This is a genomic window from Streptomyces sp. Je 1-79 (assembly GCF_025195125.1).
Taxonomy (GTDB): domain Bacteria; phylum Actinomycetota; class Actinomycetes; order Streptomycetales; family Streptomycetaceae; genus Streptomyces.
On sequence record NZ_JAMGSL010000001.1, the window covers coordinates 615976 to 629677 of the forward strand.

General features: G+C 72.1%; 13 protein-coding genes and 1 pseudogene. 8 read left to right on the forward strand and 6 right to left on the reverse strand.

Features of this window, described 5'->3' with window-relative positions; translation table 11 throughout:
* The first annotated feature begins 284 nt into the window (after positions 1-284).
* From M5362_RS02550 to M5362_RS02570, 5 genes are all read left to right on the forward strand, one after another.
* Positions 285-1451 (forward strand): DUF2254 domain-containing protein, encoded by a 1167-nt coding sequence (locus tag M5362_RS02550; RefSeq protein WP_260225588.1) that lies wholly within the window; start codon positions 285-287, stop codon positions 1449-1451.
* An 89-nt stretch (positions 1452-1540) separates the two neighbouring features.
* On the forward strand, positions 1541-1870 hold the full coding sequence (locus M5362_RS02555; RefSeq protein ID WP_260225589.1) for a helix-turn-helix transcriptional regulator: 330 nt from the start codon (positions 1541-1543) through the stop codon (positions 1868-1870).
* Positions 1867-2295, forward strand: a complete 429-nt coding sequence (locus tag M5362_RS02560) for a DUF5990 family protein (RefSeq protein ID WP_260225590.1) — start codon at positions 1867-1869, stop codon at positions 2293-2295. Before M5362_RS02555 ends, M5362_RS02560 begins: the two co-directional genes overlap by 4 nt.
* Before the next feature lie 138 nt (positions 2296-2433).
* Positions 2434-2880 carry an SRPBCC family protein gene (locus M5362_RS02565; RefSeq protein WP_260225591.1) on the forward strand — a complete coding sequence of 149 codons (447 nt, stop codon included), beginning with the start codon at positions 2434-2436 and terminating at the stop codon, positions 2878-2880.
* A gap of 214 nt (positions 2881-3094) precedes the next feature.
* Positions 3095-3967 carry an endo alpha-1,4 polygalactosaminidase gene (locus M5362_RS02570; RefSeq protein WP_374214390.1) on the forward strand — a complete coding sequence of 291 codons (873 nt, stop codon included), beginning with the start codon at positions 3095-3097 and terminating at the stop codon, positions 3965-3967.
* Between the two features lie 33 nt (positions 3968-4000).
* Here M5362_RS02570 and M5362_RS02575 read toward each other — a convergent pair whose 3' ends face one another.
* Positions 4001-4384, reverse strand: a complete 384-nt coding sequence (locus M5362_RS02575; RefSeq protein ID WP_260225592.1) for a hypothetical protein — start codon at positions 4382-4384, stop codon at positions 4001-4003.
* On the opposite strand from M5362_RS02575, the pseudogene M5362_RS33250 reads away from it, so the two are divergent.
* Positions 4271-4990, forward strand: a pseudogene (locus tag M5362_RS33250) (cytochrome b); the annotation flags it as partial. The gene M5362_RS02575 and the pseudogene M5362_RS33250 sit on opposite strands and share 114 nt — an antisense overlap.
* Positions 4991-5122: 132 nt before the next feature.
* Here M5362_RS33250 and M5362_RS02585 read toward each other — a convergent pair.
* Positions 5123-5806: an HAD family acid phosphatase gene (locus tag M5362_RS02585; RefSeq protein WP_260225595.1), complete on the reverse strand. Its 684-nt coding sequence runs from the start codon at positions 5804-5806 to the stop codon at positions 5123-5125.
* A 183-nt stretch (positions 5807-5989) separates the two neighbouring features.
* On the reverse strand, positions 5990-6619 hold the full coding sequence (locus tag M5362_RS02590; RefSeq protein WP_260225597.1) for a flavodoxin family protein: 630 nt from the start codon (positions 6617-6619) through the stop codon (positions 5990-5992).
* Positions 6620-6720: 101 nt separating this feature from the next.
* Between M5362_RS02590 and M5362_RS02595 the strand changes: the two genes are divergently transcribed.
* On the forward strand, positions 6721-7065 hold the full coding sequence (locus M5362_RS02595) for a MerR family transcriptional regulator (protein WP_260225599.1): 345 nt from the start codon (positions 6721-6723) through the stop codon (positions 7063-7065).
* Here the strand turns inward: M5362_RS02595 and M5362_RS02600 are convergent.
* Positions 7052-7972 (reverse strand): AraC family transcriptional regulator, encoded by a 921-nt coding sequence (locus tag M5362_RS02600; RefSeq protein ID WP_260225600.1) that lies wholly within the window; start codon positions 7970-7972, stop codon positions 7052-7054. The genes M5362_RS02595 and M5362_RS02600 overlap by 14 nt on opposite strands.
* A 101-nt stretch (positions 7973-8073) precedes the next feature.
* On the opposite strand from M5362_RS02600, the gene M5362_RS02605 reads away from it, so the two are divergent.
* Positions 8074-8997, forward strand: coding sequence for an MBL fold metallo-hydrolase (locus M5362_RS02605; protein WP_260225601.1), 924 nt, complete (start codon positions 8074-8076; stop codon positions 8995-8997).
* A gap of 76 nt (positions 8998-9073) precedes the next feature.
* Here the strand turns inward: M5362_RS02605 and M5362_RS02610 are convergent, their stop codons facing one another.
* Positions 9074-10186 (reverse strand): ABC transporter substrate-binding protein, encoded by a 1113-nt coding sequence (locus M5362_RS02610; protein WP_260225602.1) that lies wholly within the window; start codon positions 10184-10186, stop codon positions 9074-9076.
* Positions 10187-10455: 269 nt separating this feature from the next.
* A complete protein-coding gene (locus M5362_RS02615; RefSeq protein ID WP_260225603.1) occupies positions 10456-13515 on the reverse strand; it encodes a glycoside hydrolase family 3 N-terminal domain-containing protein in 3060 nt (1019 codons plus the stop codon).
* Positions 13516-13702 lie beyond the last annotated feature (187 nt).

The following is a 13702-nucleotide window of genomic DNA, read 5'->3' on the forward strand; positions in this document are numbered from 1 at the left end:
AGGGGCCTTGCCGCAAGCCCCCCGGTGCGCTATAAGTTGAGAGTGGAAAGGAGTGGGTACTCCTCCTTGACCCCTCGCCCGCACCGTTCGGGCACTCTCACCCCCGCTCGCGACACCGGCTCGCACTCGTGTCGCGAGCGTCGCCGTGCCCGCCGTCCTGAGAGGCGGACCCGCTCGGTGTTCCGTAGCGTGAGGACGACCTTCCGGCGTGGGCGAGGTGGTGAGTGACCGTGCGTGCAGGCCAGTCCCGGGGCGGTGGGCGGTTCCACCGTCCGAGGCGGGCGATGCGCAGGGAACTGGCCCAACTCGTCTGCGCGGTCTTCGGCGTGCTGCTCGGTCTGCTGACCCCGCTGGTGGAGGCCGGGCCGGACGCGAAGGCCGACCAGGTGGTCAACCTGCTCTTCACCATCGGCTTCGGAGTCATCAGCCTGGTGAGCATCATCTACTCGGTGCTCTTCCTGGTGGTCCAGTTCTCCTCCACCATGTTCACGCCCCGCCTCGGCCTGTTCCGCGAGGACCCCGTCGTCTGGCGCGCCTTCGCCTTCGCCATCGGGGTGTTCATCTTCTGTGTCACCGCGGCCCTGTCCATCGGGATCGAGGACCGCGTCTCGACCTCGGTCCCGGCCGTCGCCATGCTCCTGGCCCTGGTCGCGCTCTGGCTCATGCGCGACCTGCAGACTCGTGCCTTCACCTCGATCCAGCTCGCGCCGGCCCTCACCTCGATCACCACGCGGGCCCGCGAGGTCCTCGACGCCCTGTACGTCGCGCCGTTCGACCCCGCCGCCGGGGCGAAGCCCTGGCCGACGGCCGCCGGGGCGACCCCCGTCCGATGGTCCCGTCCGACCACCGTCCTCCAGCAGATCGACGCCTCGGCGCTCATCGAGTGGGCGAGGAGCCGCGACTGCGTCGTCGCGCTCAGGGTCCCCATCGGAGGCACCCTCGCGCAAGGGAGCGTCGTCGCGGACGTGCACGGCGGGGAGATGTCCGAGGCGGAGCTCCGCGCCGCTGTCGTCACCGGGATGGAACGGGCCTTCGAGCAGGATCCCGAACTGGCGTTCCGGCTGTTCGCCGACATCGCGCTCAGGGCCCTCTCGCCCGCCGTCAACGACCCCGCCACCGCCGTACAGACCCTGGACCAGGTGGAGGACCTGCTGACCCGGCTCGCCGACCGTGATCTGGACGTCGGGCACCTCGCCGACGCGGACGGCGCGGTCCGGGTCGTCGTCCGGGCGCCCGACTGGGGGCAGTACCTCTCCACGGCCGTCGACGATCTGATCGTCGTCGCCGCGGCCTCGCCGATGTCCCTTCGGCGGCTGCGGACGATGCTGGACAGGCTCCTGGCGATCTGCCCCGAACCCAGGCGGGGCATCGTCCGCGAACGGCTCCAGTGGGTCGAGGCGCTGGGAAGCGACAGATACCCGCTGATCTGGTCGCCCCCGAGGGTCCGCTGACCCCTGGACGCGCCGCCCCCCTCCGAGGTTCGATCCAGGTCGAACCGTGACAGACGTGCCCTACGATGAGCGCGGGAGGTCGACAGCCGATGGTGACAGCACAGCGCGGCGGGCAGGAGCGGGTCCCGCCCCATCCCGACGTCCGTACGATCCACCTTCAGCAGGTGCTCGAAGCCCTGGTCGACCCCGTACGCCGCCGCATCGTGAGCGAGCTCCACACCGCGGAACAGGACCTCAGCTGCGGAGCGTTCGACCTCCCCGTCAGCAAGTCCACCGCCACCCACCACTTCCACGTCCTGCGCGAGGCCGGTCTCATCCGCCAGTACTACGTCGGCACCTCCCGCCTGAACGGACTGCGCCGCGAGGAGTTCGACGAGGCGTTCCCCGGTCTCCTCCAGGCAGTGGTGGGCAGGGAATGAGCGACCGTACGGAGCTCTCCCTGCGGATCGTCGGCGGCGAACTGCCCGGACGCGCCTGCGGCGAGTACAGGGACGTCCATGTCGCGGTGCAGCGCGCGCGTGAGCCGGACGGCGCCGTACCGGCGGACGCGGCCGAGGCGGTCTGGGAGTTCACCGTGGAGACGGTGCGCGCACCGGACGGGACGCGGGACTTCCGGGGCGCGTACGTCCACGGGCGGCGCGGCGCGCGCTTCCTCTACCTCACCTGGGGCGAGTTGCCGCCCGGGGGCGCCTTCACGATGTTCCGCCGGGCCAAACTCTTCCTCGACGACCTCCCGGAGCCCGCCCTCGACCGGGGCGCCGCCGAAGGCAGACTCGGCCTGACCGACGCCTGCGGCATGCCGCTCTGCGCGGCGGTGCGCCCGCCGCGCATCCGCTGGACCTGACGGCCCCGGTTCCGGGGTCCGAGGTGAGGGTGGGCGGGCCTCCTGACCCGCCGTCACCCGAGTGGCGCCGCCACGGCGCGGGGACCGCTCCCGTCCCGTACCGTCGCCCTCACGGCAGCGAAGACACCAGGGAGACGCATGTCCGGACAGTTCGAGGCGACGACGGACGTCGACCGTCCCATCGACGAGGTCTTCGCGTTCCTCGCCGACGGCCGCAACGACCCGAAGTTCAGCCCCCGGGTGCAGAGGATCGAGCGGGTCCCGGACGGCCCGACGGCCGTGGGCACCGTCTTCCGGAGCACGGTGAAGGACGCCGGGATGAAGACGGCGCGCGAGTTCCGCATCACCGAGTTCGACGCACCGCGCCGGATGCGCTGGGCCGAGGTCTCGAAGAACATCGTCATGGCCCGCGAAGGGGGCTACGACCTGGAACCCCTCCCGAACGGCGGAACCAGGGTCCGGCTCTTCAACGTGCTCGAAGGCCACGGGCTCGGCAAGCTCCTCGTCGGCCTCGCGCTCAGCGCCGCCCGCAAGGACGCGGACGCGTTCGGGAGCCGCATCAAGGCGGCGGCCGAGGCGTCGTAGCGTCCGAGGGGGACAGGGCTTCGCGGGTCTCGCCAGGCGGGTGTTGTCGACCGGTTCGCGTGGCGTCCGGCAGGCCGACACGAACGGATCCGGCCGCCCCCGTACCGTTGGCCCTGCGCCGCACACCGCCCTCGGCCGTCCCCGGCGGTCCCGGGCCGTCCCCGGCCGGACGGTCGTGCGCCGCCCAGGAACCGACGACCAGGAGTCCCGCACCGTGATCGCCCGCATTCCGCGTCCCCTCCGCAGCGCGCTGCCGGCCCTGGCCATGGTCGGCGTCCTCGCCACCACGGCCGTCGGATGCGTGTCCTCCGGCGACACACGAGGTGACGGCGACTCCGCTCCCACCTCCCGTCCGCCGTCCGGCGGCGTGGTGGTCCCGCCCGAACCCCACGTCGGGTTCGACTACCAGATCGGCGGGCCGTACCCGCCGCCCCCCGGCGTGGGCGCCGTCTCCCGCGACCGTACGGCGAAGCCCGCGGACGGGCTCTACAACATCTGTTACGTCAACGCCTTCCAGGCACAACCGGACGCGACCGGCTGGTGGCAGGAGAACCACCCCGACCTCCTCCTGAGGGACGCCGCGGGGAAGCCGGTCGTCGACGAGGACTGGGACGAAGCGCTGTTCGACGTCTCCACGCCGGCCAAGCGCGAGCGCCTGATCGCGGTCGTAGGCGCATGGATCGACGGCTGCGCCACCGCCGGCTACCAGGCGGTCGAGGCGGACAACCTCGACTCGTACGAGCGTTCCGGAGGACGCCTCACGCTTGAACACGACCTGGCCTTCGCGCGGCTGCTCGTCGACCGCGCCCACGCGGCCGGACTCGCGATCGGGCAGAAGAACGCCGCCGACCTCGCCCCGCGGGGCCGGAGCCTCGGCTTCGACTTCGCGGTCGCCGAGGAGTGCGGTCAGTACGACGAATGCGGCCCGTACGCGACGGCCTACGACAACCGGGTGCTCGTCATCGAGTACGAACCCGCGGGCCTCACGCGCGCGTGCGAGGGCTGGGGCCGGACCCTCTCCGTCGTCCTGCGCGACACCGGCGTCCGCCCCGCGGGCGAGACCGGCTACGTCCGCTCGACCTGCTGACGCCCGGCGCGCGGTCGGCGCACCGGGTGCCGCTCACGCTTCGAAGATGCGCCGGGCCGCCGCCCGTACGGCGGGATCGGTGTCGGAGGCCAACGCCGTACAGAGCGCTTCGAGCCGCTCCTCGTCCTCGAAGGACTGACGGCAGACGTTGAGGAGCGCGGCGTGCAGATGATCGCCGGCGTCGTCGTCGGCGACGGCGTCGGCCGCCAGGACCAGGCGCAGGCCCACCACGTCCCACCGTTCGAGCAGCCCCTCGGCCGTCTCCTGGGTGACGAACGTGTCCTGACCGTCCAGAAGCAGTCGATGCAGCACCGCGGCCACTTCGGCGTCCTCCGCGTAGGCCGCCAGACGCCGTCCGGCGGCGGCCCTGACCGACCACGACGGCGAGGCGGCGTCACCGACCAGAGAGCTGAGCATGCGCTCACTCTGGCACACGCCGGACCGTCCCTCGGACCGGACCGGCCACGCGTGGGTCGGGCACGGTCAGGTGCGGCCTCGTGCGCGACGCCGCTGCCAGACCGGGCGGATGACGACGCCACCGCAGGGGCCGGCCCGGCTGCGCAACGGCCCGTGGGGCTACGGCCTTGTCACCAAGGTGCTGCACTGGTCGACCGTCGCGGCGATGGCCGCGCAGTTCGCGATCGGGTACCTGCTCATGGACGCCTCCAGCGGCCGTGGGCGCGGGCGCGGCCGGGGGCGGGGAGCGGGCACGGCCGGGGGAGGGGCGGGGAGTACGAGGCCTTCGGCGACGATCCCCTGTTCACCGCGCACGTCCTGCTCGGCGTCACCGTTCTCGCGCTGGGCCTGGTCCGCCTCGGCTGGCGCGCCGCGACGCCGCTGCCGCCGTGGGCGCCGACGCTCACCCCGTTCGAGCGGAGCCTCGCCCACTGGACGGAGTACGCGCTGCTCGCCCTCACCCTCGTCGTGCCGGCGACCGGGCTCTGGCTGCTCGCCCAGGGCGACGACCTGCCCGGTGTGCACATCACCGCACACGTGCTGTTCTTCACCGCTCTGGCCCTCCACGTCGGGCTCGTGGCGCGCCATCAGTTCTCCGTGCGGGACCGGCTCCTCGGGCGGATGCTGTGCCCCCGGACAGGGGCGCGCCCCGGACCGCGGGCCCGTGAAGGCAGGCGGGTCCGGGGCGCGCGGGCGGAGTCAGGAGAGTTTGCCGTCGTAGTCCGGCAGCTTGAACGTCCGCTCGGCGTGGCCGCCGACCAGGTCGGTGGACCGGTTGCCGATGTTCGCGATGATCGTGTAGCCGCGGGCCTCGATCTCGGCGCGCTTGGCCGTCTTGTAGGTGCTCACCTCTTCGAAGAGGTCGGGCAGGTCGCGCACGTAGAGGCCGGAGACGGGGTAGCCCACGGACTTCAGGTTGTACTGGGTGAGGGCGTGGATGATGCCCGGGCGCGCCGTCACGAAGAAGACGGCCACGCCGCGGGAGTGCGCGTAGCGGGCGAGCTCGCGGACGTCCTGCACGGCCGGGGTCGGCAGGTGCAGGAAGAAGTGGAAGTCCGTCTCCAGGGAGGTGTTGTCGATGTCGAGGACGATCGCCTGCTTCTCGCCGTCGGCGTCGGCGCTGCGCTGCTCGATGTACGGCCGCGCCGCGTCGACGACCGCCCTGACGTCGCGCCGCCAGGTGCCGTAGTCGACACCGGCGAGGTCGGCGACCCCGCCCGCGGGCGCGGCGGTGCGCGCCGTGCCGGCGGCGACGGTGGTCGCGGCGGGAGCCGGAGTGGGCGCTGCGGGCGCGGCCATGGCCGTGGCGGGGGAAGCGACAAGGATGCCGACGGCCGCGGCGGCGGACAGGGCGGTTCTGACGCCGAGAGGGTGGCGATGCATGTGGGGGATCTCCTGTGGACGAGGGCATGCCCGGTAGGACGTGCCTGGGCGAACACGACGGTTTGGCATGTTCGCGACTAGATTCGGGCCTGCGCGACGCCATGTCTACCGGTCGGTAGGAAATTCCTCGTTCACACGCGGTTAACGCACAACTCCCTTCCCGCGCACGGCACCTGCCCCCGCTCAGTCACTCTCGTACGGGAACCGCGCGAGCGGAGCCTCGCGATCGAAGAAGGTCTTGGCGCGCATCAGCGCCTGCTCGTCGTCCCGCACCTGCCCCGGCCGGGACCCGTTGCCGCACAGCAGGCCACCGAACCGCATGCCCAGATACGCGGCCGTGTGGTGGAGCGTGGTCTCCAGCCCGCCGGCGACGACGTCGTCGCGGTCCGCCATCACCGAGACGCCCCAGAGCGTCCGTCCGGCCATCCGCGCCTTGAAGTCCGTGTCGGGCGCGGCCAGCCAGCCGGACCAGTAGTCGAGGTAGCGCTTGGTCTGGGCCGAGAGGGAGTACCAGTACAGCGGCGAGGCGAGAACGATGTCGCTCGCCTCCAGGGTCGCCCGGCGCAGCGCCTCCTCCGTCTCCCCGGCGGCCCAGCCGTCGGCCTCGTGCCGTCCGTCCTGGAAATCGGGCAACTCCAGCCCGGCCAGGTTCACCCAGCGGCGCGCGACGTCCTCCGGAAGCTGCTCGGCGGCGGCCCGCGCGAGGATCTCCGTGTTGCCGTTCGCACGGGAACTGCCGAGGACGAAGAGGAACGAGCGGGCGCTCGCCGTCAGGCCGTCGGGGTTCTCGTCGGCAAGGGTCACCGAGGTCATGCGGTCTCTCCTGTCGTGCGGAATGTTCGTTCCCGGGCAGGACGTTAAGCCTTCACACCGATGCGAAGGTCAAGTGCGGGCACAGGGGCGAGGCGGGTCACATGCTGATCGGAGAGCTGGCGCGGCGTACGGGAGTGAGCGCACGGCTGCTGCGGTACTACGAGGAGCAGGGGCTGCTCGAAGCCGGACGCGGCTCCAACGGCTATCGCGACTACGCGGAGGAGGCCGTGACCACCGTCCGGCAGGTCCGTGCCCTGCTGAGCGCCGGTCTTTCCACGGAGGTGATCAGGGCGGTGCTGCCGTGCGCGCGCGGTGAACTCCCTGAGTTCGACTGGTGCGTGGACGTCCGGGCGATCCTGGACCGCGAACTGGCCGCCACCGACGCACGCATCGACGATCTCCGCCGAGGCCGAGAGGTACTCGCCGGCTACCTCACCGGGAGCTGACCGCGCGGTACCGCCCCGGTGTCGTTCCGAACTCGCGGCTGAAGGCGTGCGAGAGCGCGTACGGGGTTCCGTAGCCGACCCGGCGGGCGATCGCGGTCAGGGAGTCCTGGGTGTCGCGCAACGCGGTGGCGGCCAGGGTCAGGCGCCACCAGGTGAGATACGCCATGGGCGGCCGGCCGACCAGGGACGTGAAGCGGCGCGCGAGAGTGGGCCGGGAGACGCCCGCCTCCGCGGCCAGCCGGTCGTTGGTCCAGGCGGCGGCCGGATCGGCGTGCAGCGCCCGCAGGGCGGCCGCCGTCACGGGGTCACCCAGGACGGCCGACCACGCGCCCTCGCTGTCGCGCGCCACCCAGGCCCGGATCATGTAGACGAGGAGGAGGTCGACGAGGCTGGGGACCGCGATGCCCGAACCGGGGAGCCCCGCCGCCAGCTCGCCCCCCAGGAGATCGATGGCGGCGCGCAGTTCGGGATGGTCCCCCCTGCGGTTGGGCACATGGACGAGGGCGGGCAGCTCCGCCATGAGCGGGTGCACACGGCTGTGGTCGAGGCGGTACTTGCCGCACAGCAGCTCCACCCCTCCGGCGGCGGACGGGGGGAGGCGGGGCGGGCCCGGCGGCCCACCGTTCCATTGCTCGAACGGCGTCGCCCGTGCGACGGTCGCCGCGTCGGCGGGGGAGTCGGCGATCACATGCCCGGTGCCGTGCGGCAGCAGAACCGCGTCCCCGACGCCGAGCGAGACCGGAGAGCCGCCGTCCGGGAGCAGCCAGCAACCGCCCTGGAGGACCACATGGAAGCCGGCGCCGTCGTACGGGGCGAACCGCGCACACCAGCTCCCGCTCACCCGCACCCGGTCGGAGGCCGCCTGCCCCATGCGTACGGTCGCGATCGCGTCGCTCACCACATCCACGACGGAAGGGTATCTCCGGGATCACCAGTGAGACGTCCGCGTATCCACAGGAGCAGCACAGGCATTGAGAGCCTCAGTCATACCTTCCTAGGGTCGTGGGCATGAACAACACACAGAGCCCGCAGCGCATCATGCTGGGAGACGTCGAGGTCATTCGGGTCGTCGAGTGGCGGGGCGCGTTCGCCCCGGCCCGAGGCCTGGTTCCGGAGTCCGGAGCCGAGGTGTGGCGTGACAACGAGGAGTGGCTCGCCCCGGACCACTGGGAGCCGGACACGGACCACGCCGTGATGGCGTTGCAGACCTGGGTCCTCCGCAGCGCGGGCCGGACCGTCCTCGTCGACACCGGAGTGGGCAACGGGCGCGAGCGGCCCGGCTCGCCCCAGTTCCACCACTGGCAGGGCGACTTCCTGGGCGGCCTGGCACGGGCCGGAATCCGGCCCGAGGACGTCGACGTCGTCGTCAACACCCACATCCACGCCGACCACGTCGGCTGGAACACGACCGACGCCGACGGGGAGTGGGTCCCGACCTTCCCTCATGCCGAGTACCTCGTCCCGGCAGCCGACGACGCCCACTTCGGACCGGCAAGCGCCGGGGGCGCGGGCAGGAAGGGGGACGACATACTCGTGTACGAGGACAGCATCGCGCCCGTGCACCGCGCCGGCCGGAGCGTGCTGTGGGACGGCGGCCACCGGATCGACGAGCACCTCGTCCTGGAGTCGGCGCCCGGCCACACCCCCGGATCCGCCGTGCTGCGACTGGAGTCCCGCGGCGACCGTGCCGTCTTCGTCGGCGACGTCCTGCACAGCCCCGTGCAGGTCCTCGGGCCGTCCTGCAACAGCTGCTTCTGCCTGGACCCCGCCTCCGCGGCGAAGAGCCGACGACGGATCCTCGAAAGGGCCGCCACCGTCGGGGAACTGGTGATCCCCGCCCATGTCGGCGGCACCGGCATCCTGGAGGTCGGGCGGAACGGCGACGCCTTCACCGCCGCCATGTGGCCGTCCCGGCCGGGCGGCACCCGCTAGAGGCAGGGCCCGCCAGGGCTGCAAGTCGCCTTGATGTGTCACGGGTTGGGGCGTCCGGACCCTAGACGCCTTTCCCTCAGCCCGAGTGGAGCACGCGGAACCGACCCGGTTCCGCCGGGTCACGGTCGACGACGCTCACCGGAGACCACACCCACTGCCACACCCCGATGCCCGGCGCACGGGAGAACCGGATCGGACCGCGCGTCCCCTCGACCTCCACACGCGGCCATGACGCGGCGACCGCCGCCCGCCCCGTGCCGTGGGAGCGCAGTACTTCGGCGATGACCGCGACGGTGTCCCAGCCCTCGAAGGCGACGAAGGAGGGTGCTTCCCCGAGCCGATCGCGGAGCTGCTCCGCGACGCGTTCGCCCAGAGGGCCGAGGCGCTCGGGCAGGTAGCGGAGGAACGGGATCCCGGTGCCGTCCTCACCCAGCGCCGCCGCCCATCCGGCGAACTCGGGCTGTCCGGCGGGAGCGCCGATCAGGAGGTTCGCCAGCCGTCGGTCGCGCCGGACGGCCCGGACGACGGGCACCGCCGGTTCGGGGTGGCCGACCAGCAGGAGGAGGGCCGTCGCACCCCGGTCGGCGAGCGCGTCGCACAGGGCCTCGGGGGAGAGCGCGTTCGCATCGAGCTCGATCACCGTGCCGCCGTGGGCGGCGAGATGCTCCCGCAGCACGCGGGTCCCGGAGGCCCAGTAGACGCTCGCCTGCGACGCCACTGCGACCCGCTTCCGGCCCGCGCCGAGCAGGAAGTCGGCGTAGATCCGCCAGCCGTGCGACTGCGCCGGGGGCAGCCGCGCGACCCACTCCGTCGGCGACTCGGTCAGCGCGTCGAGCACCGCCGAGGAGCAGAGGAACGGCACGCCGAGGGCGTCGGCCCTGGCGGCGGCCGCGCGGGCCACGACGCTGTGGTACTCGCCCACCACGGCGGCGACCCCCATGCCGGCCAGTTCCTCCACGGCCGCCGCCGCCCGCTCCGGATCGGCCGCCGTGTCCCGTACCACCAGCTCCAGCGGCCGGCCGTCGATCCCGCCGGTGTCGTTGACCTCGCGAACGGCCAATTCGAGCCCGGCGTGCAGGTGCAGGCCCGCCTCGACCCAGCCGGGCCGCGTCAGCGGGACGAGAGCGCCCAGCCGGACGGGCGAACCGTCGGTGGACACCTCTCCGGAAGGCGATGGCGGCGTGTACATCGGGCGGCGTCTCCTTGGGGTGGGTGGTTGCGGGCTGGACGGTCACACACCGGCCGGGCCGACGGCCCGCCTCGTCGTCATGGTGCGTGGTAGGCGTGCGGGCCCGGGGGACCACGCCGGTCATTCGATCCGTCACGATCGCCGAAGGGCAACCCATTTACGCGGGCCGCTCCGGTCGGGTTCGTGCGCTTGCGCCCCCCAACCAGCGGCCGGTGCCGTGACGTGGGTGTCCACGTCACGGCACCGGCCGCCGAAGGGATCGGCAGGGGTCAGCCCGCTGCTCCGTACGCGGTCCGCAGCTTCGCCACCGCGCCCGTCAGGTCTCCCGTGAGGAGCAGGTGGTCGGCCTCGGCGAAGGGCTTGGCCGTCGCCTCCGTGATGCGCTGTCCGATCCTCTGCTGGACGATGATCCGAGCCTTGGCGACCAGCTGCCGGCCCTCGGCCGACGTGCCGTGCCCCGTCGCCTGGAGGACCTTGGCGGCCAGGCCGATGGCCCGCAGGGCGGTGTCCCCGCCCGCCGGGGGCGCGGCGAGCGTCGTCAGACCCCAGCCGTACGGGAACTGCGGATCGTACGAGGTGTCACCGACGTTGAGCGGCAGCTGCGCCTCGGACTTCGGCCAGGTGACCGGGAGCTGCCCGGTGAACGGACGCGCGCCGTAGAGGACGTCGGCGACACCGTCGCCCTCCGTGCCCGGCAGCCAGGAGGCGACGAGGGCGTCGATCGCGCCGAGGCGGTCGCCGATGAGCTGCGGCCGGCCGGAGACCACCAGGACGACGCACTTCATCGCGGCGCAGACCTTGTCGACGGCCGTCTTGTCGGCGGCGGTCAGTTCGAGGTCGTTGCCGTTGCCCACGTCCCCGAAGCCCTCGGCGTACGGCGTCTCGCCGACGACGACCACGCCGACGTCAAAGCCGTCCGTGGCGGCCGAGGCGTCCTTGGAGTACGCGATCTCCGCCTCGGGCGCGGCCTTCCGCATCCCTTCGAGGATGGTCGTGCCCGGAGTCGTCCGGCCGGACGAGCCCTGCCAGCTGATGGTCCAGCCGCCCGCCTGGTTGCCGATGTCGTCGGCGTTGGAACCGGCGACGTACACCTTCTGGGACTTCTTCAGGGGCAGGATCCCCGCCTCGTTCTTCAGCAGGACCTGCGACTTGGCGACGGCCTCGCGCGCCACCGCACGGTGTGCGGCGGAGCCGATCTCGCCCAGGTGGGAGGTGTCCGCGTAGGGCTGTTCGAACAGTCCGAGCCTGAACTTCTGCGTCAGGATCCGCGCCACCGCGTCGTCGATCCGCGCCTGGCCGATGCGTCCGGCCGTCACCTCGTCCTTGAGGGTCCGCGTGAAGTCCTGGTAGTTCGTCGGCACCATGATCATGTCGAGACCGGCGTTGACCGACGTCCGCACGTCGCTGGGGTAGTCGCCGGGGATCTGGTCGATGGCCTGCCAGTCACTGATCACGAACCCCTCGAAGCCCATGCGCTCCTTGAGGACACCGTTGATCATCTCCGCGTTGGCGTGCATCTTGACCGGGCCCTGGTCGTCGCCCAGCACGTCCAGCGAGGAGTACGAGGGCATGACCGTGCCCGCCCCGCGCTTCACGGCCTCGGCGAACGGCGCGAGATGCACCGCCTCCAGCTCGTCCCGGGTGACCTTCGTGACGCCCTGGTCGATCGTGTACGAGCCCGTGGTCGAGGAGCCGAACTCCGTCCCGCCGTCACCGACGAAGTGCTTGGCGCTGGTCAGCACCTTGTCGTTACGGTCGAGGTCACGCCCGTCACGCGCGCCCTGCATCCCGTTGATCACGGTCTCCATGGCGGTCACCAGCGCGGGGTCCTCGCCGAACGCCTCGTAGGAGCGTCCCCAGCGCTCGTCGCGCGTGACGCACAGGCAGGGAGCGAAGTCCCACGGGATGCCCGTGGCGCGCACCTCCTTCGCGGTCACGGCACCGGTCCGCTCGGCCGTCTTCGGGTCACGCGACGCTCCGATGCCGATGTTGTGCGGCATGATCGTCGAGCCGATGACGTTGTTGTGCCCGTGCACGGCGTCGACGCCGTAGATCAGCGGGATCTGGAACCGGGTCGTCTGGGCGCGCAGCTGGTAGGAGTCGATCATCTTCGCCCAGGCCGCGGGCGTGTTGGGGGAGGGCACCGACCCGCCGCCGGAGAGCAGCGAGCCGAGGTCGTAGGAGGCGATGTCGCCCGGCGATCGCAGCGCGTTGCGCTCGGCCTGTGTCATCTGACCGGCCTTCTCCGCGAGAGTCATCCGCCCGAGCAGATCGGCGACGCGCCTCTTCACCGGAAGCCTCGCGTCCAGATACGGCAGCCCATGGGCGTCCACGACGACGAGCGGATTCTCCGTGGGCGCCTTGGCACCCGTGACGCCCAGCGTGAGCGGGATCGTCTCGGCCGACTCGGCGGAACGGTCCTTCTTCGTGGCGACGGCGATCGAGCGGGACGCGCCCGAGGGAGTGCCGGCCGGGAAGGTGAGGGAGCCGGTGACCGGTGTGTAGTCCGCGCCGGACTGCGCGCTGCCGCCTTCGGTGGTGTACGTGACGGTGACCGGCTCGGTGAGCGGGGTGGAGCCCGTCGTGGCGACGGAGAGCTTCACCTCGGCCGTGCCGCCCTCGCCGACCGGGTACACGGCGGCGTCCGTGACGACCTTGGTGTTCAGGGCCGGTTCGGCCGTGCCGTAGAGCTCGACCCCGTCCAGGGCGAAGGTGCCGGGGGAGCCGGGCGGCAGGGTGAGCGCGTACCCCCACATCTCGTTGAGCCCGAGGATCTGGTCGATCCCGCCCACCGGCTGGTAGTCGGCGCGGTACTGGAAGTCGGAGAAGGGGATCTCGACGAGGTGCCAGCCCTCCCAGTCGTCCGTGAACGACGTGGTCCACAGCTCGGACGCCTCGCCGTTGGCCCCGCCGTCCTTGAGCTCGAAGTGGATGCGCTTGCCCGAACCGGGAGGCAGGGGTGCGGTGTTCTGGCCGTACCACCAGAATCGGATGCCTTTCGAGGCGGTCCAGTCGTGGGCGGGCTTGTCGAAGGCGAAGTCGTGGCTGAACCCGCCCCAGCCGCTGATGTCGTAGTCGCCTTCGAGGACCTTCGCCCCCTCGGGTGCGTCGGCCCGCTCGGCGATCCGCAGCTTCGGCGGGTCGTCGGCGTCGCTGCCCCACGTGAAGAGGCCTTCGGCGGGCGGGTTCGCGAAGGGGATCTCCCCTTCGAACCGGTCGACGGCGACCGGCGCGCCCGGAGGCTCGTCGGCGGCGGCACTCGGCAGGGCTCCGGTGAGCAGAGTGCCGAGCAGAGCGGTGACGGCGATCACCGCTGTCGTTCGTGGCATTGCGGCTCCTTGTACGGGACAGGGACGTGCCGGGACGGGGTGAGAGGGATCAGGGGAGCTTCGGGCGCGCTCCGGTCGCGATGGGGTACGCGTTGCGCGCGTCGGCGTGCGGGGCGGGACGAAGGGGGCCCGGGCTGTGCGGGGCGTCTGGGGCCCGGGCCTTCCGGGACAAGGGCGGCCTGAGTCG

What these genes read in the sequence shown, in the direction of transcription:
- M5362_RS02550 (WP_260225588.1), top strand. Translation starts at nt 285, where the DNA reads ATGCGCAGGGAACTGGCCCAACTCGTCTGCGCGGTCTTCGGCGTGCTG.
- M5362_RS02555 (WP_260225589.1), top strand. Translation starts at nt 1,541, where the DNA reads ATGGTGACAGCACAGCGCGGCGGGCAGGAGCGGGTCCCGCCCCATCCC.
- M5362_RS02560 (WP_260225590.1), top strand. Translation starts at nt 1,867, where the DNA reads ATGAGCGACCGTACGGAGCTCTCCCTGCGGATCGTCGGCGGCGAACTG.
- M5362_RS02565 (WP_260225591.1), top strand. Translation starts at nt 2,434, where the DNA reads ATGTCCGGACAGTTCGAGGCGACGACGGACGTCGACCGTCCCATCGAC.
- M5362_RS02575 (WP_260225592.1), bottom strand. Translation starts at nt 4,384, where the DNA reads ATGCTCAGCTCTCTGGTCGGTGACGCCGCCTCGCCGTCGTGGTCGGTC.
- M5362_RS02585 (WP_260225595.1), bottom strand. Translation starts at nt 5,806, where the DNA reads ATGCATCGCCACCCTCTCGGCGTCAGAACCGCCCTGTCCGCCGCCGCG.
- M5362_RS02590 (WP_260225597.1), bottom strand. Translation starts at nt 6,619, where the DNA reads ATGACCTCGGTGACCCTTGCCGACGAGAACCCCGACGGCCTGACGGCG.
- M5362_RS02595 (WP_260225599.1), top strand. Translation starts at nt 6,721, where the DNA reads ATGCTGATCGGAGAGCTGGCGCGGCGTACGGGAGTGAGCGCACGGCTG.
- M5362_RS02605 (WP_260225601.1), top strand. Translation starts at nt 8,074, where the DNA reads ATGAACAACACACAGAGCCCGCAGCGCATCATGCTGGGAGACGTCGAG.
- M5362_RS02610 (WP_260225602.1), bottom strand. Translation starts at nt 10,186, where the DNA reads ATGTACACGCCGCCATCGCCTTCCGGAGAGGTGTCCACCGACGGTTCG.
- M5362_RS02615 (WP_260225603.1), bottom strand. Translation starts at nt 13,515, where the DNA reads ATGCCACGAACGACAGCGGTGATCGCCGTCACCGCTCTGCTCGGCACT.